General features: G+C 74.3%; 16 protein-coding genes. 6 read left to right on the top strand and 10 right to left on the bottom strand.

Annotation, left to right across the window (positions count from 1 at the left end):
- Nucleotides 1-138 precede the first annotated feature (138 nt).
- Together AB0399_RS23725 and AB0399_RS23720 are read right to left on the bottom strand one after the other, a co-directional pair.
- Nucleotides 139-4,266 (bottom strand): ABC transporter transmembrane domain-containing protein, encoded by a 4,128-nt coding sequence (locus AB0399_RS23725; RefSeq protein ID WP_366412731.1) that lies wholly within the window; start codon nt 4,264-4,266, stop codon nt 139-141.
- Nucleotides 4,267-4,755: 489 nt separating this feature from the next.
- Nucleotides 4,756-5,343, bottom strand: a complete 588-nt coding sequence (locus AB0399_RS23720) for a TetR/AcrR family transcriptional regulator (protein ID WP_329362167.1) — start codon at nt 5,341-5,343, stop codon at nt 4,756-4,758.
- A gap of 123 nt (nt 5,344-5,466) precedes the next feature.
- On the opposite strand from AB0399_RS23720, the gene AB0399_RS23715 reads away from it, so the two are divergent.
- On the top strand, nt 5,467-6,177 hold the full coding sequence (locus tag AB0399_RS23715; RefSeq protein WP_366412712.1) for an SDR family oxidoreductase: 711 nt from the start codon (nt 5,467-5,469) through the stop codon (nt 6,175-6,177).
- A 102-nt stretch (nt 6,178-6,279) separates the two neighbouring features.
- Here AB0399_RS23715 and AB0399_RS23710 read toward each other — a convergent pair whose 3' ends face one another.
- Nucleotides 6,280-7,710, bottom strand: coding sequence for an NAD(P)/FAD-dependent oxidoreductase (locus AB0399_RS23710; protein WP_366412711.1), 1,431 nt, complete (start codon nt 7,708-7,710; stop codon nt 6,280-6,282).
- A 383-nt stretch (nt 7,711-8,093) separates the two neighbouring features.
- Here AB0399_RS23710 and AB0399_RS23705 point away from each other — a divergent pair, with 383 nt between their 5' ends.
- The 3 genes from AB0399_RS23705 (at nt 8,094) to lnt (ending at nt 11,390) form a co-directional block, all read left to right on the top strand.
- Nucleotides 8,094-8,690 carry a histidine phosphatase family protein gene (locus AB0399_RS23705; RefSeq protein WP_366412710.1) on the top strand — a complete coding sequence of 199 codons (597 nt, stop codon included), beginning with the start codon at nt 8,094-8,096 and terminating at the stop codon, nt 8,688-8,690.
- Between the two features lie 137 nt (nt 8,691-8,827).
- A complete protein-coding gene (locus tag AB0399_RS23700; RefSeq protein ID WP_366412709.1) occupies nt 8,828-9,373 on the top strand; it encodes a DoxX family membrane protein in 546 nt (181 codons plus the stop codon).
- 316 nt (nt 9,374-9,689) lie between these two features.
- Entirely contained in the window at nt 9,690-11,390 is a 1,701-nt protein-coding gene (lnt, locus tag AB0399_RS23695; RefSeq protein ID WP_366412708.1) for an apolipoprotein N-acyltransferase, read from the top strand.
- Here lnt and AB0399_RS23690 read toward each other — a convergent pair.
- Nucleotides 11,368-12,309: a Gfo/Idh/MocA family oxidoreductase gene (locus AB0399_RS23690; protein ID WP_366412730.1), complete on the bottom strand. Its 942-nt coding sequence runs from the start codon at nt 12,307-12,309 to the stop codon at nt 11,368-11,370. The two genes, lnt and AB0399_RS23690, sit on opposite strands and share 23 nt — an antisense overlap.
- A gap of 135 nt (nt 12,310-12,444) precedes the next feature.
- Between AB0399_RS23690 and AB0399_RS23685 the strand changes: the two genes are divergently transcribed.
- Nucleotides 12,445-12,861, top strand: coding sequence for a hypothetical protein (locus tag AB0399_RS23685; protein WP_366412707.1), 417 nt, complete (start codon nt 12,445-12,447; stop codon nt 12,859-12,861).
- A 73-nt stretch (nt 12,862-12,934) separates the two neighbouring features.
- On the opposite strand, the gene ung is transcribed toward AB0399_RS23685, so the two are convergent.
- The 6 genes from ung to AB0399_RS23655 form a co-directional block, all read right to left on the bottom strand.
- The gene (gene ung, locus AB0399_RS23680; RefSeq protein ID WP_366412729.1) at nt 12,935-13,609 is read right to left on the bottom strand and encodes a uracil-DNA glycosylase; all 675 of its coding nucleotides are present in this window, start codon (nt 13,607-13,609) and stop codon (nt 12,935-12,937) included.
- A gap of 165 nt (nt 13,610-13,774) precedes the next feature.
- A complete protein-coding gene (locus tag AB0399_RS23675) occupies nt 13,775-14,740 on the bottom strand; it encodes an aldo/keto reductase (protein ID WP_366412706.1) in 966 nt (321 codons plus the stop codon).
- 110 nt (nt 14,741-14,850) lie between these two features.
- Nucleotides 14,851-15,612, bottom strand: a complete 762-nt coding sequence (locus AB0399_RS23670) for an SDR family oxidoreductase (RefSeq protein ID WP_329362183.1) — start codon at nt 15,610-15,612, stop codon at nt 14,851-14,853.
- 37 nt (nt 15,613-15,649) lie between these two features.
- Complete coding sequence (fabG, locus tag AB0399_RS23665; protein WP_328472551.1) at nt 15,650-16,411, bottom strand: 3-oxoacyl-ACP reductase FabG; 762 nt, start codon at nt 16,409-16,411, stop codon at nt 15,650-15,652.
- 218 nt (nt 16,412-16,629) lie between these two features.
- Nucleotides 16,630-17,013 carry a DUF3037 domain-containing protein gene (locus AB0399_RS23660; RefSeq protein WP_328472549.1) on the bottom strand — a complete coding sequence of 128 codons (384 nt, stop codon included), beginning with the start codon at nt 17,011-17,013 and terminating at the stop codon, nt 16,630-16,632.
- Complete coding sequence (locus AB0399_RS23655) at nt 17,010-17,828, bottom strand: HipA family kinase (protein WP_329362187.1); 819 nt, start codon at nt 17,826-17,828, stop codon at nt 17,010-17,012. Before AB0399_RS23655 ends, AB0399_RS23660 begins: the two co-directional genes overlap by 4 nt.
- Before the next feature lie 32 nt (nt 17,829-17,860).
- Here AB0399_RS23655 and AB0399_RS23650 point away from each other — a divergent pair, with 32 nt between their 5' ends.
- Nucleotides 17,861-19,966, top strand: coding sequence for a prolyl oligopeptidase family serine peptidase (locus AB0399_RS23650; RefSeq protein WP_366412705.1), 2,106 nt, complete (start codon nt 17,861-17,863; stop codon nt 19,964-19,966).
- The last annotated feature ends 56 nt before the right edge of the window (nt 19,967-20,022 follow it).

Here is a 20,022-nt window from a genome sequence, read left to right as displayed (position 1 = left end):
CACCGGAGCGGCCCGACCCGGAGCGGCCTGACCCGGAGCGGCCTGACCCGGCGCGCACGGGGAGGCGGACCCTCCCACCGGCGGGCGGTCCATCGACCGGCAGGACACGGCTCCCGGTCGGGTCGGCCCTCCCTCAGGTCAGGCCCCCCCTGTCTCGGACCCCGCGAGCTGGTCGACCGTCGCCGACGCGCCGTGCTGCCGGAAGGCGTCCCACAGCTTCCGGTACGTCCCGTCCGCGGTGAGCAGCCCCGCGTGCGTACCGGTCTCCACGACGGTGCCGTGGTCCAGCACCACCACCCGGTCGGCCCGGGCCGCCGTGGTGAGCCGGTGCGCGACCACGAGCGTGGTGCGCCTGCGGGTGAGCGCGTCCGTGGCGGCGGTGACCCTGCTCTCGGTGGCGAGGTCGAGCGACGCGGTGGCCTCGTCGAGCAACAGCACGTCGGGGTCGACGAGTTCGGCCCGGGCCAGCGCGAGGAGCTGGCGCTGTCCCGCGGACAGGTTGCGGCCCCGCTCGCCGACCGGCTGGAGGTACCCCGCCTGGAGCGTGGCCACCATCTCGTGGGCGCCGACCGCCCGCGCCGCCGCCTCCACCTCGGCGTCGGTGGCGTCGGGCCGGCCGTAGGCGATGGCGTCACGCACGGTGCCGCTGAACAGGTGGGCCTCCTGCGGCACCACACCGAGCCGGCCGCGGTATCCGGCCAGGTCCAGCCCGCGCAGGTCGTGGCCGTCCACCCGGACCGCGCCGGTGGTGGGGTCGTAGAACCGGGCGATCAGCTTCATCACGGTGGACTTGCCCGCACCGGTCGCGCCGACCAGCGCGACGGTCTCGCCGGGCGCGATCCGCAGGCAGACACCGTGCAGCACCTCCTGGCCACCGCCGCCCGCGTACCCGAAGGACACGTCGTCGAAGACCACCTCGCCCTTCAGGTGGCTGACGGCGAGCGGCTGTTCGGGGACGGGCGTGCCGGTCGGGGTGCGCATCAGGGTGCGCAGCCGGCCCAGCCCGACCACGGCCTGCTGGTAGCCGTCGAAGACCTGCGAGAACTGCTGGATCGGGGAGAAGAACAGGTCGACGTAGAGGAGGAAGGCGATCAGGGTGCCGGCGGTGAGGGTGCCGGAGCGGACCTGGCCGGCGCCGACCGCGAGCACGGCCGCGGTGGACAGGGTGCCCAGGAACTCCACGAACGGGAAGAACGTCGCCATGTAGCGCTGGGCGCGCAGCCGCGAGTCGCGGAAGGACCAGGCGAGCCGGGCGAAGTCCTCGGCGTTGCGGCTCTCGCGGCGGAACGCCTGGGTGACGCGGATCGCGGTGACGTTCTCCTGGAGGGCCGCGTTGACGGCACTGACCCGCTCCCGCGCCTCGTGGTAGGCGGGCACCGAGTGGTGGCGGAAGACCGCGGTGCCGACCACCAGCAGCGGCAGCGCCCCGAGCAGCACCACCGCGAGCCCGACATCGATGACCAGGAGCGTGACGAGCACGCCGAAGACCGTGAGCAGGCTGACCACCGCGGTGATCAGGCCGGTCTGCAGGAAGTTGGACAGCGCGTCGACGTCGGTGGTCATCCGGGTCATGATCCGGCCGCCGAGTTCGCGTTCGTAGTAGTCCAGGCCGAGCCGCTGGAGCTGGGCGAACGTCTTGACCCGCAGCGTGTAGAGCAGGCGCTCGCCGGTACGCCCGGTGGTGCGGATCTGGCCGACGCCGATCAGCCAGTCCGCGGCGACCACGGCCGCGGCGGCGGCCGCCGCCTCCAGCAGCACCCGGCCGGCGTGGTGCGCCACGCCGTCGTCCACGCCCTGGCGGACCAGCACGGGGACCATGATCTGGGCGAGCGCGTCGAGGGCGACCAGGGCCAGGCCCAGCAGCAGCGCCGACCGGAACGGCCGCAGCAGCGGGCGCAGCCCGAAGTGCGGGTCCGCGGCCCTGGCACGGTCGGCGGGCACCCCCGGATCGGCGTCGCGCAGCGGCATCTTCGCCAGTCCGGCGAGGAGTTCGGGCGTGGGCGGGGCGGCGCCGAGTACTCCGCCACCCGGCCCGCGGCCGCGCCCGGCCGTGGCCGAGGAGAGCGAGATCGCCTGCGCGGCCCGGAGCGCGGCGACTTCACCGACGGCCGACGCGTCCTCGGTGTCGGGGCGCCGCCACAGGTCCGCGGTGACGGCCGGCGCCTCGTCCCCCGCGCCGTCGCGCACCCCCGCCCGCACGGGCGATCCGGCCCGTACGGACCCGTCGGCCGGACCGGTCGGATCGGACGCACCGGTCGGATCGGTCCCGGCGGTCGGATCGGTCCCGGCGGCGGGGTCGGTCCGCTCCGATACGGTGCCGCGCGGCTGGTCGGTGCCGAGCGCGGCGGTGGCGGAGGCGGCGACCGCGGCCGCCGGGTCCGGACCGTCGTCGGCGGCGGCGGAGAGGGCCGCGACACCCGCCGGCGCGCCCAAGTCCCCCGCCCCGGCAGCGGATTCGGGCCCGGCCCCGGTCCCGGTCCCCGATGCGCGCTCCGCCTCCGGTTCGGGGACGTCGACCGCGGACAGCAGCGAGCGGAACAGCGGCGAGCGGGACCGCAGTTCGTCCATCGTCCCGGTGTCGACCACCCGGCCGCCGTCCAACAGCGCGATGCGGTCGGCGAGTTCGAGGGTGGAGCGGCGGTGGGCGATGATCAGCGTGGTGGGGCGGCGGACCGCCTCGTGCAGGGCCGCGTGGATCTCCGACTCCACCCGGGCATCGATCGCGGACGTCGCGTCGTCGAGCACGAGCACCGCCGGGTCGCACAGCAGCGCCCGCGCGAGCGCGACGCGCTGCCGCTGCCCGCCGGAGAGCGTCAGGCCCTGCTCGCCGACGACCGTGTCGTACCCCTGCGGGAGGCGTTCGATGAACTCGTCCGCGCGGGCCACCCGGGCGGCGGCCCTGATCCGCTCCTCGCTCGCGCCGGGCTCGCCGTAGGCGATGTTGTTGTGCACCGTGTCGGACAGCAGCAGGCTCTCCTCGAAGACGAACCCGATCCGGCCGCGCAGCGAGTCCAGCGTCACCTCGCGTACGTCGGTGCCGCCGACCCGCACCGCGCCGGCCGGGACGTCGTAGAACCGCGGCAGCAGCGCCGCCGCGGTGGACTTGCCGGAGCCGGCCGGTCCGATCAGCGCGACCGTCTCGCCCGGGGCGATGTCGAGGCTGAAGCCGCGCAGCAGCGGCTGCCCGTCGCCGTAGCCGAAGGTGACGTCCTGCCAGGACAGCGCGGGCGGCTCGTCGGGCAGTTCGCGGGCGCCCGGCGCGTCGGTGATCACCGGTGCCTCGTCGATGACCTCCAGGACGCGCTCGGTGCCGGCCCTGGCCTGCTGCCACACGGTGAGCAGGGTGGCGACCTGGCGGACCGGGGTGACGAACGAGCCGAGGTAGCTGGTGAAGGCGAGGAACGTGCCCAGCGAGATCCGGCCGTGCAGCGCGAGATAGCCGCCGAAGGCGAGCACCGCGACCTGGCCGAGCGCGGGCACCGCCTGCAGGGCCGGGTTGTAGCGGCTGTTGTAGCGCACGACCCGCAGCCGCGAGGAGAACAGCCGCCGGGCGCGCCGCTCCAGGCCGAGCAGTTCGCGCTGCTCCTGCCCGAAGCCCTTGACCACCCGCACGCCGGTGACGGTGGCCTCGACACCGGAGGCGACCTCGGCGGCCTCCTGCTGGGCGTGCCAGTTGGCGGGGAACAGGTCGCGGCGGCTGCGCAGCGCGATCAGCCACAGCAGCGGGCCGACGACGAGCGCGACCACGGTCAGCAACGGCGACAGCCACGCCATGAAGACCAGCGAGACCAGGAACATCAGGGCGTTGCTCGTCATGTTCGGCAGGAACTGGAGCAGCGACTGGATGAGGGTGATGTCGGAGATCGAGCGGCTGACGATCTGGCCGGTGCGCAGGCTGTCCTGCTGGGCGCCGCCGAGCCGCAGCAGCGCCGCGAACGCGTCGTTGCGCAGGTCGTACTGGACACCCAGCGACAGCCGTCCCGAGGTGTAGCGGCGGGTGAAGCCGCCGGCGAAGCGGACGGCGCCGAGCCCGGCGAGCACCAGCGTCCACACGGTGAGCGACCCGGTTCGGCCCGAGGCGACGTGGTCCACGACATGCCGCAGCACCAGCGGCAGGGTCGCGGTGGCGATGGCGGCGGCGACGGCCGCGCCGAAGGCCAGCACGGCGTCCCGGCGGTGCCGCAGGCAGTACGCACCGAGCCGGCGCACCCAACTCGCGGCCGGCTCCGCCGGTTCAGCGGTCGTCCCGTCTGTCGCCTGCTCCATACGGCCGGTCTGCTCCGTACGGTCGGTCGGCTTCGTACGGTCGGTCTGCTCCGTACGGCCGGTCACCGGGCGTCCGCCGTCGCCGGCACGTGGCAGGAGTCGGGGTGCGACGGCTGGCGGTCGGCCTTGCGGATCATGGGACTTCGTCTCCTCGCCCAACGGAACGGCTACGGGGTGCGGGTGCGCGTACGGACGCGCGGACGGGTACGGGCCGGGGGCACGCTCCCCGCGCACCCGAAAGCACCGCAACCGCCCGGCCCGACGGCGCCCCCGTCCCTCCGGGCGTGCCACCGGGCCCGGCCCATCATGTATCCCCAACCTTTGAGCGCGTTGATCCACGATCCGTGCACGTGGCGTACTCGTGGCTGCCGTGGTGTGCGCCCCCGCGCCCGCCGCGCCCGCCGACCGCGCCAACGCGCCCCGAACGGGGGGTGGTTCGTGCCCGCGGCAGGCGGGGCGCCGTACGTCGAGCCGGAGGGCGGAACCCGCCTACGAACCAGCGTCGCCCGCCGCGAGGCCCGCCGCGTCCAGCAGCAGTGCGGCCGTACTCACCGCGAGGCCGTCCAGCACCTCGGACCTGATGCCCGCGCGGGCGCTCGCGCCGTCGTACACGATGGCCAACCGGCGTGCCAGCAGCCCCGGTTCGGCCACACCCGCGCGCTCGGCCTCGGCCCGGAAGAAGTCGGTCAGCGCCTGCTTGCTGCGGGCGGCCACCGCGCTTGCGGGGTGCCCGGGGTCCTTCAGCTCGACCTGCGCCGCCAGGAAGGGGCACCCCCGGTAGTCGGGCGAGGCGGCCGCCTCCTCCAACCGCTGGAAGACGTAGAGGATGCGGTCGCGCGGGGCGGCCGGTTTCCCGGGCGGCGGCACCAGCAGCGCGGTCAGCCGCGGCTCCTGCCGCGCCAGCGCGGCGGCCAGCACGTCGTCCTTGCCGTCGAAGAGCTGGTACATCGACCGCTTGGACACCCCGGCCGCCTTGCACAGCGCGTCGATGCCGGTACCGACACCCTGCCGGTAGATCAGCTCCGCCGCCGCGTCCAGCAGCCGGTCACGCGAGGAGGGCTTCGCCGTCGTGGTCATACCCGCCAGGTTAGCGCCCTGACTCGACAGCGGAAACCGATCGGTCTACGGTGGGGCAGTAGAGGAAACCGATCGGTTTCCCCGTGGCCGGCGCACCGGCTTCCCCTCACCGAAGGACATCCCATGAAGATCGACGGCTCCGTCGCCCTCGTCACCGGCGGCAACCGCGGCATCGGCGAGCAGTTCGTACGGGCGCTGCTCGAACGCGGCGCGGCCAAGGTCTACGCGGCGGCGCGCGACCCCAGGAAGGTCGCCGTGCCCGGCGCGGTCCCCCTGCGGCTGGACATCACCGACGCCGGCTCCGTGCGCGCCGCGGCCGAGCAGGCGGGCGACGTCACCCTCCTGGTCAACAACGCGGGGATCTCCACCGGCGCCTCGCTGCTGGACGGCGATCTCGCGGACTTCCGGAGGGAGTTCGACACGCACGTCTTCGGCACGCTCGCCGTCAGCCGCGCCTTCGCCCCCGTCCTCGCCCGGAGTGGCGGCGGCGGCCTGCTCAACGTGCTCTCGGCGCTGTCCTGGATCTCCCTCCCGGCGAGCGCCGCGTACTGCGCCGCGAAGTCCGCGGAGTGGTCGCTGACGAACGCCCTCCGGGTCGAACTCGCCGCCCAGGGAACCCAGGTGACCGGGCTGCACATGGGCTACGTCGACACCGACCTCACTGCCGACGTGCGGGCGCCCAAGTCCGACCCCGCCGACATCGTCCGCGCCGCCCTCGACGGCTTCGCCGCGGGTGACTTCGAGGTGACCGCGGACGCCACCGCCCGGCAGGTCAAGTCGGCCCTCTCCGCCGGCCCGGCCGCCCTCTACCCCCAACTGGCCCCTTCCGCCTAGCAGTCACGCGAGCGGCGAGGCCCAAAGTCGGGGAACGAAGGAGCGGAGGGCGGCCCCCGGCGCGGCGGGCAGCGGGTTCGCCGGGGCCCCGGTTCCCCCGGGCTACCCCCGGTAGGTCTCCAGCAGGCGCAGCCACACCTCGCTGATGGTGGGGTAGGACGGAACCGCGTGCCAGAGCCGGGAGATCGGCACCTCGCCGACCACCGCGACCGTCGCGGAGTGCACCAGCTCGCTCACCCCGGGCCCGACGAAGGTGACGCCGAGCAGGACCTCGCGGTCGAGGTCGACCACCATGCGGGCCCGGCCCCGGTAGTCGTCTCCGTACAGGCTCGCCCCGGCCACCCGCGCGAGGTCGTAGTCGACGACGCGCACCCGCCGCCCGGAGCGTTCGGCCTCTTGGGCAGTCAGGCCGACAGAGCCGACCTCGGGGTCGGTGAAGACGACCTGCGGCACCGCGCCGTGGTCGGCGGTGGCGACGTCGGCGCCCCAGGGCGCGTCGTCCAGCGGCCGGCCCTGGGCGCGCGCGGCGATCGCCGCACCGGCCATCCGCCCCTGGTACTTGCCCTGGTGGGTGAGGAGCGCGCGGTGGTTGACGTCGCCCGCGGCGTAGAGCCAGCCGTCGGCGACATCGGTGACCTGGCAGGTGTCGTCGACCGTGAGCCAGTCGCCCGGCGTGAGCCCGACCGTGTCGAGACCGAGGTCCGCGGTGTGCGGTTCGCGGCCGACCGCGAAGAGGATCTCGTCGGCGGTCAGCTCGCCGCCGTCGTCCAGCCCGACCCGCACCTCGCGGCCCTCGCGCGCCACGGACGTCACGGACACCCCGAACCGCACCTCGGCCCCGGCCTCCCGCAGCCCGTCGGCGACCATCTCCCCCGCGAACGGCTCCATCCGGCCCAGCAGTTCGCCGCCGCGCACCAGGACGGTCACCCGCGCGCCGAGCGCCTGCCAGGCGGTCGCCATCTCGACGGCGACCACGCCGCCGCCGACCACCACCAGGCTCTCGGGCACCTGTTTGGCGCTGGTCGCCTCGCGGCTGGTCCAGGGCCGTACGTCGGTCAGCCCGGGCAGGTCGGGCAGCGCCGCGGTGGTGCCGGTGCAGACCGCGACCGCGTGCCGGGCGGCCAGCCGCACCGTACCGCCGTCCGGGGTGTCCACCACGACCTGGCGGGGCCCGTCGAGCCGCCCGCGGCCGCGCACCAGGTCGACGTGCACGGAGTCCAGCCACTCCGCCTGGCCGTCGTCCTTCCAGTGCGAGGTGAACTCGTCACGGCGGGCCAGCACCTCGGCGGAGTCCAGCGGCCCGCCCACGGCCGCGGCCAGCCCCGGCAGCCGGCGCGCGTCGGCGCGGGCCGCCACCGGCCGCAGCAGCGCCTTGCTCGGCATGCACGCCCAGTACGAGCACTCGCCGCCGACGAGTTCGCTCTCCACGACAACCGTGCTGAGCCCGGCCGCCTGGGTCCGCTCGGCCAGGTTCTCCCCGACCGGGCCCGCTCCGATGACGACCACGTCGTACGTGCGGGGTGTGTCGTTCATTCCGGCTCCTGTACTGGTCGCTGCCGCGCGTGCCCGCGCGTTCCCGTGTGCCCTGTGCCCGTGTGCCCTGTGCCCGTGTGCCGAGGGACGTGGCGCCTACCGGTGGGTGTCCACCCGTCCGTCCCCACGGTCGCCCACAGCGCGCCTCGGCGGGCGCCGCGACCCACCGCGTACGCCCGTACGCCGCTTCGATCCGACCGAGAACCCGCCGACGCCGCAACCGGAGCGGCCCGCGCCATCGTACTGACGGAACGTGAGGGGAAGGCTTTCGCCCGGCCCACCGTTCTGCTGACGGGGTGTACGACCGGCCCGCGCGGTGGTCACGGCGCGCGGTCGGCATATGATCACAAACGGGCGCCGTGGGGCGCCACGGGAGGTGTCCGATGGGTGAGCTCGTCCTGATCCGGCACGGCGAGACCGAGTGGTCGCAGTCCGGTCAGCACACCAGCTACACCGACCTGCCGCTCACCGAGCACGGCGAGGAGCAGGCCCGGTCGCTGGCGCCGCTGCTCGCCTCCCGGCACATCGGGTGCGTGATCAGCAGCCCGATGCAGCGCGCGCAGCAGACCGCGAAACTGGCCGGCCTCGACCACGTGAGGATCGACCCCGACCTGCACGAATGGGACTACGGCGGCTACGAGGGCGTCACCACCCGCGACATCCACCGGACCCGCCCGGACTGGGAGATCTGGACCGACGGCGTCATCCCCGGGCCCGAGGGGCATCCCGGCGAGACCCCCGAGCAGATCGGTGACCGCGCCGACCGCGTACTGGCCCGCGTCGAGGCGGCCTTCACCAACGGCGACGGCGGCGACGTCGTCCTCGTGGCGCACGCGCACTTCCTGCGGGTGCTCACCGCCCGGCGGCTCGGCCTGCCGCCCGCCGAGGGCGCCCTCTTCCAACTGGCCACCGGCACGGTGAGCCGGCTCGGCACGGAACACGGGCACCATGTGCTGACCGCCTGGAACCGCCTCCCGTAACGGCCCGCGACCGCCTGCCGTCCCGAGGTTTCGCCCGGACAGACCGCCTGGCGCGGCGCGATGGCCGACCACCCGCACACACTGGCCGGGTGGGCCCTTCCGTCGGAGGGGGGCCGGGCAATCGAAAGGACGCGGCCATGAGATGTGCGTACCGCACGGACATCGGACTGCTCGCCCTGCGTCTCGGCGCCGGGTCCGTACTCTTCGCGCACGGCGCGCAGAAGCTGTTCGGGTGGTTCGGCGGGGGCGGGCTCGCCGGCACCGCCGGCGCCATGGAGCACATGGGTTTCCGCCCGGGCAAGCCGGCCGCGGTCGCCGCGGGGCTCGGTGAGGCGGGCGGCGGCGCTCTCCTCGCGCTGGGCCTGGCCACTCCGGCGGCCGGCGCGGCCGCCGCCGGGGCGATGGCCGGCGCCGTCTCCGTCCACGCGCCGGCCGGGTTCTTCGCGATGTCCGGGGGCTTCGAGCACCCGGCGCTCCTCGGCTGGACCGCCGCGGCGCTCGGCCTCGCCGGGCCCGGCCGGCTCTCCCTCGACCACCTCAGCGACCACTGCCTCGACCGGCCCTGGGTCATCGCCGCCGCCTTCAGCGCCGCGGCCCTGGGCGCGGCCGCCGTCGTCACCACCCGCAACCGCGCGGTGGCCAACGACTCCCGCGAAGCCGCCACCTCCGAGGACGCGACCTAGTTCCGACCTGACCCACCCGGGTGCCCCGGTCTGTCGGTCGAGGGACCACCTCGCGGTGGTGGGCTGGTCGCGCCGTTCCCCGCGCCCCTGGGTAGGTATGTGCGGCCCCCTCCAGGGGCGCGCGGGGGTTCCTCCCAGGCGAAGCTCTGGGGAAAACCGCGCGAGCAACCCGCCACCGCGAGAAGGTGAACCCACCACCGCAAGGGGCACCCTCCAAGGGGCGCGGGGAAAGCACGAGCAACCCCCACCGCGAGGTGGTCCCTGAACAGACAGACCGGGGGCACCCGGGGGGCAGGGCCCAGAACGGGAGTACCGGATGACGCCAACGGCCCAGCCCCCCACCCGTCCACGCGAACTCCGCCCCCTCGTGCGCCGCGCGCAGCGCACCCCCTGGGCTCGCTCACTGCTCGCCTCCGCATGCGGCGCCCTCCCGGCGCTGGCGTTCCCCACCCCCTCCCTGTGGTGGTTCGCCTACTTCGCCCTGGTCCCCTGGCTCCTCCTGATCCGCTCGGCGCCGACCGGGCGCCGGGCGGCCCTGGACGGCTGGTTCGGCGGCGCCGGCTTCATGCTCGCGGTCCACAACTGGCTGCTGCCGAGCCTGACCGTCTTCCTCCCGGTCCTCGCCCTGCTGCTGGGCGCCCTGTGGGCCCCGTGGGGCTGGCTGGTCCGGCGGCTGCTCGGCAACGGGGGCCGCCCGGCCGTCGGCGCCGCCCTGGCCCTCCTCCCGAGCGGCTGGCTGCTGATCGAACTCGTCCGCTCCTGGCAGTACCTCGGCGGCCCCTGGGGCCTGCTCGGCGCGAGCCAGTGGCAGGTCACCCCGGCCCTGCGCCTCGCCTCGATCGGCGGGGTGTGGCTGGTCAGCGCCCTGATCGTGCTCGCCAACACGGCCCTCGCGGTGCTGTGCGCGATGCCGTCCGCACGCCGCACCGCCGCCGCGGCGCTGCTCGCCGCCGCCGTGGCCGCCGGCACCGTATGGCTGTGGGCACCGCGCCCGCACCGCGCCGCACCGGTCCGGGTCGCCGTCGTGCAGCCCGGGATGATCGCCGGACCGGCCGCCCGGTTCGCCCGCGAGGTCCGTCTCACCCGGCAGCTCGCCGGCACCCGCCCCGACCTGGTGGTGTGGGGCGAGAGCAGCGTCACCGTCGACCTGTCGAACCACCCCGGCACCACCGCCACGCTCGCCGCGCTCTCCCGCCTGGTCGGCGCCGACCTGCTGGTCAACGTGGACGCCGAACGCGCCGACGGCACCGGCATCTCCAAGACCTCGGAACTGGTCGGCCCGCACGGCGTGACCGGCCCCACGTACGACAAGATGCGGCTGGTGCCGTTCGGCGAGTACATCCCCATGCGCTCGCTGCTCGGCTGGGCCACCTCCGTGGGGAAGGCCGCCGGGCAGGACCGCAGGCCGGGCAGCCGGCAGGTCGTGATGGACACCGGGACCCTGCGGTTCGGGCCGCTGGTCTGCTTCGAGTCGGCGTTCCCGGACATGAGCCGTCACCTGGCGGCGGACGGCGCGCGGCTCCTGGTCGCCCAGTCGTCCACCTCGTCGTTCCAGGGCAGTTGGGCGCCCGCGCAGCACGCCTCGCTCGCGGCACTGCGGGCCGCGGAGACCTGGCGGCCGATGGTGCACGCCACCCTCACCGGCATCAGCGCGGTCTACGGCCCCGGGGGCGCGCCCGTCGGGCACTGGGTCGGCACGGGCAGCAGCACCTCAACGGTGTACGACGTGCCGACCGCCACAGGCACGAGCCCCTACGTACGGTTCGGTGACTGGGTGCCGCACCTGGCGCTGCTGCTGGTGCTCGCCGCCGCGGCGTACGAGGCGGTCCGCGGGGTGCGCCGACGGGTCACCGCAGCCGAACCGGCCGCCACCGCGGCAGCGAAGGCGCCCGCGGCGCCGAAGGACCCGACCGGCTCAACCGGCCCGACCGGTCCGACGGAACCCACCGATCCGACCGGCCCGACGGACCCGCCCGACCCGACGGAACCCGCGCTCAACCGATACCCGCGCCCGTAGCCCCAGCGAAGTCCGTGCCCGGCGCGGCGCCGCCGGTGATCTCCGCGACGATGCGCTCGCACAGCTCGTGGGTGCGCAGCGCGTCGCGGGCGTCGAGGGGCGTGCCGGCGCGGACCGCGTCGAGGAAGGCCAGCACGGCCTGTTCGATGCCGCGCTGCCGGGCGACCGGCACCCAGTCGCCGCGGCGCCGGACGCTGGGCTGGCCCTTGTGGTCGATCACCTCGGCGAGGTTGAACACCTGGCGGCGGGTGTCGGCACCGCTGACGTCCAGGCTCTCCTCGGTGGACCCGCTCATCCGGTTCATCGACCCGATCGCGGTGAAGCCGTCACCGGACAGGTGCACCACCACATGGTGCAGCAGCCCGTCATGCACCCGGGCCGAGACCCGGACCTGCTCGATCGGCCCGGGCGCAAGGAACCGCAGCGTGTCGGCGACGTGCACGAAGTCGTCGAAGACGACCGTGCGGGGGTCCTCGGCGAGCCCGACCCGGTTCTTCTGCATCAGGACCAGGTCGCGCGGGTGGCTGAGGCACTGCGCGTACCCGGGCGCGTAGCGGCGGTTGAAGCCGACCGCCAGCGGCACCCCGCGCGCCTCGGCGAGGTCCACCAGCCGGCGGGCGCCGTCCAGGTCGTACGCGAGCGGCTTGTCGACGTACGCCGGTACGCCCGCCTCGATCAGGCGGGTGCCGATCTCCACGTGGTGGACGGTGGGGGCGTGCACGAAGGCCGCGTCGAGGTCCTGGTCGAGCAGCGCGTCCAACGTGGTGTGCCGGTGCGGGAGCCGGTGGGCGTCGCCGACCGCGGCCAGGGTGGCGGGGGTGCGGGTCTGCAGGTGCAGTTCGAGGCCCGGCTGGGCGGCGAGCACCGGCAGGTACGCCTTCTGCGCGATGTCACCGAGCCCGATGACGCCGATCTTCAAGGGGGCGCTGCGCGGTGCCATGCGTGCTCCTGGTGCGTTCCGGGCCGTGCGATGTCCCCGCAGCATACGGGGGTGCCGCACGTTCACTCCTGCGGGGAATACCCGGACGACGCCGGGTGCGGCACAGTGGAGCGGGTGCGTGGCCCATTCCCTTTCCTGGCACCGGTGTTCGTGATCTGCGCGGTGTGCGCGCTCGCCGGGTGCACCACCATCTCCGCCCCGCCGGCCAGGCCGCCCGCACCGCCGCCGTCGGCACCCGGGCGGCCCGAGCGGCCCGACGATGTGCGGGTGGTGCCGGCTCCGGCCCACCGGGTGCTGGCCACCGCGCGTCCGGACACCCCCACGCCGGACCCACGGCACCATCGCGCCCCGGCCGCGCCCGCGCCGGCTCCCCCGCACCCGGCGCCACGGCGTGCCGCTCCCCGCACCCACCATTCCGGCCGCCTGCCGCGCCCCGCCGCGCCGGACATGTGCGGGCTCGGCGAGACGTACGGCGGCTGGGCACCGGGCGGCCAGGCGTCCTCGATCTGCCGCGAGGTCTACCGCCCCTGACCGCCCGGGCCGGCGACGGGACCGGCACCCACGCCGGCGCTCAGCCCCGTATCCGGTCCCGCGCCCGGTCCCGCTACGCCGACGCGAGGTCCGGGATGCGCCAGTCGATCGGGGCGTGGCCCTGCGCCTTCACCGCGTCGTCGATCTGGGTGAAGGGGTGGCTGCCGAGGAAGAGCTTCGCCGACAGCGGCGACGGGTGGGCGCCCTCTATGACGGTGTGGCGGTCGGTGTCGATGAGCGGCTTCTTCTTCTTCGCGTAGTTGCCCCACAGGACGAAGACGGCCGGGTCGGGGCGGTCCGAGACGGCCCGGATGACCGCGTCGGTGAACTTCTCCCAGCCCTTGCCCTTGTGCGAGTTGGCCTCGCCCTCGCGGACCGTCAGCACCGCGTTGAGCAGCAGGACGCCCTGCTGGGCCCAGGGCATCAGATAGCCGTTGTCCGGCACCGGGTAGCCGAACTCGTCCTTCAGCTCCTTGAAGATGTTCCGCAGCGAGGGCGGGGTCCGCACCCCGGGGCGCACCGAGAAGCACAGCCCGTGGCCCTGGCCCGCGCCGTGGTACGGGTCCTGACCGAGCACCAGCACCTTCACCTTGTCGAACGGGGTGGCGTCCAGGGCGGCGAACACCTCGTCCCGCGGCGGGAAGACGTGGTGCTCCTGCCGCTCGGCCTCGACGAAGTCGGTGAGCTGCTGGAAGTAGGGCTTGTCCAACTCCCCGCCGAGTACGGCCTGCCAGGAGTCGGGCAGCATGCTGGGCACGTCGGGAACCTCCGGTACGCGATCGGTTACTGGTTCCGAAACTACCGCGCCCCACTGACAATCCCCGCCGCGTCCCTCCTCCCGCCCCGGCCGGCACGCACCCGGACGGCGGTCAGGCCACGATCAGGCCGCTGTCCGGCCGCGGTCGAGCCGCTGTCAGGCCGCGTCCAGCCGGGCCCTCAGCTCCGGATCGAGGTCGAGGTCCACCGCGCCCAGCGCCTCGTCGAGTTGGGCGACGCTGCTCACCCCGACCACCGGCACGATCGGCAGCGGGCCGCCCATCTGCCAGGCCAGCACCACCTGGTTGGGGGTGGCGCCGGCCTCGCGGGCCACCTCGCGCAGCACCGCCAGCCGCCGCTGCGACATCGGGTGGTCGTACGGCGCGAGCAGCGGCTTGTCCGCGCGGGTGTAGGCACCGTGCACCAGCGGGCCGTACGCCATGAGCGTCAGGTCGTCGTGGGCCGCGACGAAGTCCTGCATGTCGTCGCGGGCGTACCACTGGGCGCCCCACTCGCCGCCGGGCACCGGCCACAGGTAGGTGTGCCGCTGCTCGACGCAGGTGTAGCCGGGCAGGTCGTGCGCGGCCGCGTACTGCCGTGCCTCGGCGACGCGCCAGGCGGCGTGGTTGCTCGCGCCGATCAGCCGGGTGGCGCCGCTGCGGACGACCTCGGCGAAGGTCTCCACGGTCTCCGCGACCGGGACCGCGCGGTCCTCGATGTGGGCGTAGTACAGGTCCACGTGGTCGGTGCCCAGGCGGCGCAGGCTGCCCTCGATCCCGGCCCGGACCACCTTCGCCGAGAGCCCTTCCCACGCGTCGGGCCACACCTGCGTGCTGCCCTCCGGCGGGCGCGCGCCGACCTTGGTGGCCACCACGGTACGGTCGCGGGCGCCGCGGGCGCGCAGCCAGCGGCCGAGCAGCAGCTCGCTCTCGTCACCGGTGCCGCCGGGCGCCCAGACCGAGTAGTTGTTGGAGGTGTCGACGAAGGTGCCGCCGGCCTCGGCGAAGCGGTCGAGCACCGCGAAGGAGGTCTGCTCGTCGACGGTGGAGCCGAACGGCAGGATGCCCAGGCACAGGTTGCTGACCTGGGGTCCGCGGCCGCCGGCAAGGGTGCGGTAGCGCATGGGTGCGTCACTCCGTACAGGTGGAAGGTCCTCGGAGGCGGGCCCCTGAGGAGACCGCCTCCGAGGACTGTGCACCTTGGAGTACGGACGAAGGCAAGCGCCTCGACCGGTCAGCTGCCGGCCTTGAGGAAGAGGCCGCCGTCGATCACCAGGTTCTGCCCGGTGATCCACCCGGCCTGGTCCGACAGCAGGAACGCCGCCGCGCCGCCGATGTCCTCGGGCACGCCGAGCCGCTGAAGGGGGTACCCGGCGGCCGTCTCCTCCTCGCGGCCCTCGTACAGCGCCGCGGCGAACTTCGTCTTCACCACCGCGGGGGCGATCGAGTTGACCCGCACCTTGGGGGCCATCTCCGCGGCGAGCTGCACGGTGAGGTTGACCATGGCCGCCTTGCTCATGCCGTAGGCGGCGATGAACGGGGACGGGGCGAGGCCGGCGATGGAGGTGATGTTGACGATCGAGCCGCCGTTCTCCTGCTGCCAGGCCCGCCAGGTCTGCTGGGCGAAGCCGAGCGCGGACAGCACGTTGGTCTCGTAGACCTTGCGGGCGACCCCGAGGTCGAGGTCGGTGAGCAGGCCGAAGACCGGGTTGGTGCCGGCGTTGTTGACGAGGTGGTCGAGCCGGCCGAACGCGTCCATCGCGCGGCCGACGGCGGCCTCCTGGTGCGCCTCGTCGTGCGCCTTGCCGGCCACGCCGATCACCCGGTCGCCGCCGCCCAGGCTCTCGACGGCCGCCTTGAGCGCGTCCTCGTTGCGGCCGGTGATGCAGACGCGGTCGCCGCGGGCGACGAGTGCCTGGGCTATCCCGTACCCGATGCCGCGGCTGGCGCCGGTGACGATCGCGGCGCGGCCGCTCTCCGGGGGGAGCTGAGTCATGTGCTGGTACGCCTTCGCTACTGGTGGGGTGCGCGGGTCAGTCGAGGGGTCCGCCGGCGATGTACAGCACCTGGCCGGAGACGAAGCCGGCCGCGTCGCCGGTGAAGAAGGCGATGGCGCCCGCGACGTCCTCGGGCCGGCCGACCCGCTGGACCGGGATCTGGGTGGCGGCCGCCGCCTGGAACTCCTCGAAGCCCATGCCGACCCGGGCGGCGGTCGCGGCGGTCATGTCGGTGACGATGAAGCCGGGGGCGACCGCGTTCGCGGTGACGCCGAACTTGCCGAGTTCGATCGCGAGGGTCTTGGTGAAGCCCTGCATGCCCGCCTTGGCGGCGGAGTAGTTGACCTGGCCGCGGTTGCCCAGCGCCGAGGACGAGGAGAGGTTCACCACGCGGCCGAACTTGGCGTCCACCATGTGCTTCTGCACCGCGCGGGTCATCAGGAATGCGCCGCGCAGGTGGACGTTGAGCACGGTGTCCCAGTCCGCCGCGGACATCTTGAAGAGCAGGTTGTCGCGGAGCACGCCGGCGTTGTTCACCAGGATCGTGGGCGCGCCGAGTTCTTCGGCCACCCGGGCGACGGCCGCTTCGACCTGGGCCTCGTCCGAGACGTCCGCGCCGACCGCGAGCGCCCGGCCGCCCGCGCCCGTGATCGACTCCACGGTCTCCTTGCAGGCGCCCTCGTCCAGGTCGATCACGGCGACGGCGCGGCCCTCGGCGGCCAGCCGGACCGCGGTCGCTGCTCCGATACCGCGGGCGCCGCCCGTCACGATCGCGACGCGCTGCTCGGTGGTGGACATCTTCGTCTCCTCAACCTCGGCCCGATGACGCGCCCGCCCCGACATGAGCGACCGCTTAGTAGGTCCCGCCCCGAACCGTAGGAGCGCCGCATGGTGGTGTCAACAGGACCCCCCGGGGTGCCCCGTCCCGTCGGGTTCAGGGACCACCTGCGAGTGGGTGGCTTGTCGCGCGGTTCCCCGCCCCCTGGACATGTGCGGCTCCTTCCGCGAATGGAGGGTCACCGCACCAGGAGGTCGAGGAGGCGGTCGGCCTCCTTGCGGGCGTCGGGCGTGAGCCCGGTGTGGATCGGCCCGGGCTGGACGATCGTGCTGCGCGGAGCCGTGAGCCAGCGGAAGCGGCGCCCGGGGTCGTCCCCGGCCGCCTGCCCGGCGGAATCGCCCCCTTCGCAGATCCCCTGGTACCCACGCAGAGCGGCGGCCACGCCGTCCACATCGACCTCGGGGTCGAGGCAGCGCAGTCGCGCGACATCCAGGTGCACCCGGGCCCCGACATAGGACTGCGCGCGGCAGTACACCAGCACCCCGGCGTTGATCAGCTCGCCGCGCTCGATCCGCGGCATCACCCGCACCAGTGCGTACTCGAAGACGTCCCGCCCGCTCATTCCGCGTTCTTCCCCTCGACCCAGGTGCGCAGCCACTCCGGCGGCGGTTGCTTCGCCTGGACGCGACCGGTGGTGATGCGTTCGTGGACGTCGACGGCGCGGGCGCCCAGCAGTTCGCGGTAGGCGGCGCGCACGTCGTCGGGAGAGTCGAAGCCGGGCTCGTCGAGCAGCCATTCGTCGGGCACCAGGCCGGTCACCTCGGTGAGCAGCGACTCCGTCACCTGGGCGGCCAACTCGGGTGCGACGGCCGCGGGTTCGGGCGAGAAGCGGGACAGCGCGTGGTCGGTCGCGTCGTACGGCTTGGCGGACGCGGCGGGCGCCGACTTCCAGTTGTGGTGCCAGATGAGCGAGGCACCGTGGTCGATCAGCCACACGTCCCGGTGCCAGACCAGCATGTTAGGATTACGCCACGATCGGTCGACGTTGGCGATGAGCGCGTCGAACCAGACGATGCGGCTGGCCTCTTCGGGCTCCATGGTGAACACCAGAGGATCGAAGCCGAGCGAGCCCGGCAGGAAATCCATTCCGAGGTTGAGACCGCCGCTCGCTTTGAGCAGGTCCTGGATCTCCTCGTCGGGCTCCCCGAGTCCGATCACCGGATCGAAGTCGAACCGCACCAACTCGGGCACCCGCAGGCCCAGTCGACGGCCGAGTTCGCCCGCGATCACCTCGGCGACCAGCGCCTTGCGCCCCTGGGCCGCGCCGCTGAACTTCACGACGTAGGTACCGAGGTCGTCCGCCTCGACCACGCCCGGCACGGAACCGCCCTCACGCAGCGGCGTGACGTAGCGGATGCCGGTCACTTCTCTCAACATCCCCCCAGGTTAACGGGGAGGAGACTGCCCTTATGGACAAGATCACCGATCATCGCGACTTCCCAGGCCAGTTCGCCCGTACCCAGCGCTTCTCCCTGGGCGTCCCCCGGAGTTTCACCCTCTCCCCCGACGGCTCGTCGGTGCTCTACGTGCGCACCCGCGGCCCCGAGGACCGCGTCGGCCGCCTGTGGCGGCTGGACGCCGACGGCGAGCACCTGCTCGCCGACCCGGCCGCGCTGGCGGAACCGGCCGCCGAGGTGCCGCAGGCCGAGCTGATCCGGCGCGAGCGGGCCCGCGAGCGCGCCACCGGGATCGTCGGCTACGCGACCGACGCGGCCGTACGCCTCATCGTGTTCGCGCTCGACGGCGCGCTGTGGACCGCCGATCCGGCCGGTGTCCGGCCGCCGCGCCCGCTCGCCACCGCGGGTCCCGTGGTGGACCCGCGGCCCGACCCGACCGGCCGCCGGGTCGCCTACGTCACCGACGGCGCGCTGCACGTCCTGGACCTGGCGGGCGGCGCGGACCTGGCGCTCGCCGAGCCGGAGAGCGGCGAGGTGACGTACGGGCTGGCCGAGCACGTGGCGGCCGAGTCGATGCACCGGCACCGCGGCTACTGGTGGTCCCCCGACGGCAGCCGGCTGCTGGTCGCGCGGGTGGACAACGCACCGGTGGCACGCTGGTGGATCGCCGACCAGGTGGACCCGGAGCACCACCCGCGCGAGATGGCCTACCCGGCGGCCGGCACCGCGAACGCCGACGTGTCGCTGCACCTCCTGGCCGCGGACGGCACCGGCGACCGTACGGAGGTCGACTGGGACCGGGCCGGCTACGAATACCTGGCGACCGTCGGCTGGGACGCGCACGGCCCGCTGCTGAGCGTGCAGAGCCGCGACCAGCGGACCGTACGGGTGCTGGCGGCCGATCCGGCGACGGGGGCGACCCGGCTGCTGCACGAGCAACGCGACCCGGCGTGGGTGGAGTTGGTGCCCGGCACGCCCGCACGCACCGCGTCCGGCGCCCTGGTGCACACCGCGGACGTGGGCGGGACCCGCCACCTGACCGTCGGCGGCGAACCGGTCACCCCGGAGGGCGTGCAGATCCGCGAAGTGCTCTCCGTGGACGGCGAGTCGGTGCTGTTCGCGGCGTCCGGGGAGCCGACCGAGGAGCAGTTGTGGACCTACCACCCGGACGGCGGCGCGGCGCCGCTCAGCGAGGGCCCCGGGGTGCACACCGGACAGCGGGTCGGGGACACGCTGCTGCTGTCGTCGCTGACCGAAGAAGGCCGCGACATCCGGCTGCTGCGGCCCGGCGGCGAGCTGCGGGTGCCGTCCCTGGGAGCCACGCCGGTGGTGACCCCGCGGGTGACCTGGCTGCGGGCCGGCGAGCACGACATCCGCACCGCGCTGCTGCTGCCGTCCTGGCACCGTCCGGGCTCGGGCCCGCTGCCGGTGCTGCTCGCGCCCTACGGAGGGCCGGCGCTCCAGCTGGTGATGCGGGCGGCGACCTGGCCGCTGGCCGAGGCGCAGTGGTTCGCGGAGGAGGGCTTCGCGGTGGTGGTGGCCGACGGGCGCGGCACCCCGGGGCGCGGCCCGCGGTGGGAGAAGACCGTCCACAAGGACACCATGAGCGCGCCCGTCGAGGACCAGGTGACCGCGCTGCACGCGGCCGCCGCGCACTGCCCCGACCTCGACCTGGGCCGGGTGGCGATCCGCGGCTGGAGCTTCGGCGGCACCCTGGCGGCCATGGCGGTACTGCGCCGCCCGGACGTCTTCCACGCGGCGATCAGCGGCGCGGGCTCCAGCGACCAGCGGCTGTACGACACGCACTGGCGCGAGCGGTTCCTCGGCCACCCCGACGAGGACCCGGAGGCGTACGACCGCTCCTCGCCGATCGGGTCGGCGGCCGCGCTGGAGCGGCCGCTGCTGCTGGTGCACGGCCTCGCCGACGACAACGTGGTGGCCGCGCACACGCTGCGGCTGTCGGCGGCACTGCTGGCCGCGGGCCGCTACCACCAGGTGCTGCCGCTGTCGCACGCGACGCACGGACCGAGCGATCCGGTGATGGTGGAGGGGCTGCTGCGACACCAGTTGAGATTCCTCCGCGACGCGTTGAACACCGCGCCGCGACCGTCCGTATGAACGGGTACGCGTGACAGCACGCTGCCGGCCGGCGAGGGCCCCGCCGTCCGGTCCGA

Origin of the sequence: Streptomyces sp. NPDC088194 (genome assembly GCF_040702025.1) — a bacterium.
In the GTDB taxonomy this organism is placed as follows: Bacteria; Actinomycetota; Actinomycetes; order Streptomycetales; family Streptomycetaceae; genus Actinacidiphila.
The sequence above is the reverse complement of the archived record's forward strand: the minus strand, read 5'-3'. Positions and strand labels throughout refer to the sequence as shown.

Coding starts and splice junctions, on each gene's coding strand:
- AB0399_RS23700 (WP_366412709.1), top strand. CDS start 8,828: ATGAGATGTGCGTACCGCACGGACATCGGACTGCTCGCCCTGCGTCTC.
- AB0399_RS23715 (WP_366412712.1), top strand. CDS start 5,467: ATGAAGATCGACGGCTCCGTCGCCCTCGTCACCGGCGGCAACCGCGGC.
- AB0399_RS23655 (WP_329362187.1), bottom strand. CDS start 17,828: ATGTTGAGAGAAGTGACCGGCATCCGCTACGTCACGCCGCTGCGTGAG.
- AB0399_RS23705 (WP_366412710.1), top strand. CDS start 8,094: ATGGGTGAGCTCGTCCTGATCCGGCACGGCGAGACCGAGTGGTCGCAG.
- AB0399_RS23675 (WP_366412706.1), bottom strand. CDS start 14,740: ATGCGCTACCGCACCCTTGCCGGCGGCCGCGGACCCCAGGTCAGCAAC.
- AB0399_RS23670 (WP_329362183.1), bottom strand. CDS start 15,612: ATGACTCAGCTCCCCCCGGAGAGCGGCCGCGCCGCGATCGTCACCGGC.
- ung (WP_366412729.1), bottom strand. CDS start 13,609: ATGCTGCCCGACTCCTGGCAGGCCGTACTCGGCGGGGAGTTGGACAAG.
- fabG (WP_328472551.1), bottom strand. CDS start 16,411: ATGTCCACCACCGAGCAGCGCGTCGCGATCGTGACGGGCGGCGCCCGC.
- AB0399_RS23710 (WP_366412711.1), bottom strand. CDS start 7,710: ATGAACGACACACCCCGCACGTACGACGTGGTCGTCATCGGAGCGGGC.
- AB0399_RS23660 (WP_328472549.1), bottom strand. CDS start 17,013: ATGAGCGGGCGGGACGTCTTCGAGTACGCACTGGTGCGGGTGATGCCG.
- AB0399_RS23720 (WP_329362167.1), bottom strand. CDS start 5,343: ATGACCACGACGGCGAAGCCCTCCTCGCGTGACCGGCTGCTGGACGCG.
- lnt (WP_366412708.1), top strand. CDS start 9,690: ATGACGCCAACGGCCCAGCCCCCCACCCGTCCACGCGAACTCCGCCCC.
- AB0399_RS23725 (WP_366412731.1), bottom strand. CDS start 4,266: ATGGAGCAGGCGACAGACGGGACGACCGCTGAACCGGCGGAGCCGGCC.
- AB0399_RS23650 (WP_366412705.1), top strand. CDS start 17,861: ATGGACAAGATCACCGATCATCGCGACTTCCCAGGCCAGTTCGCCCGT.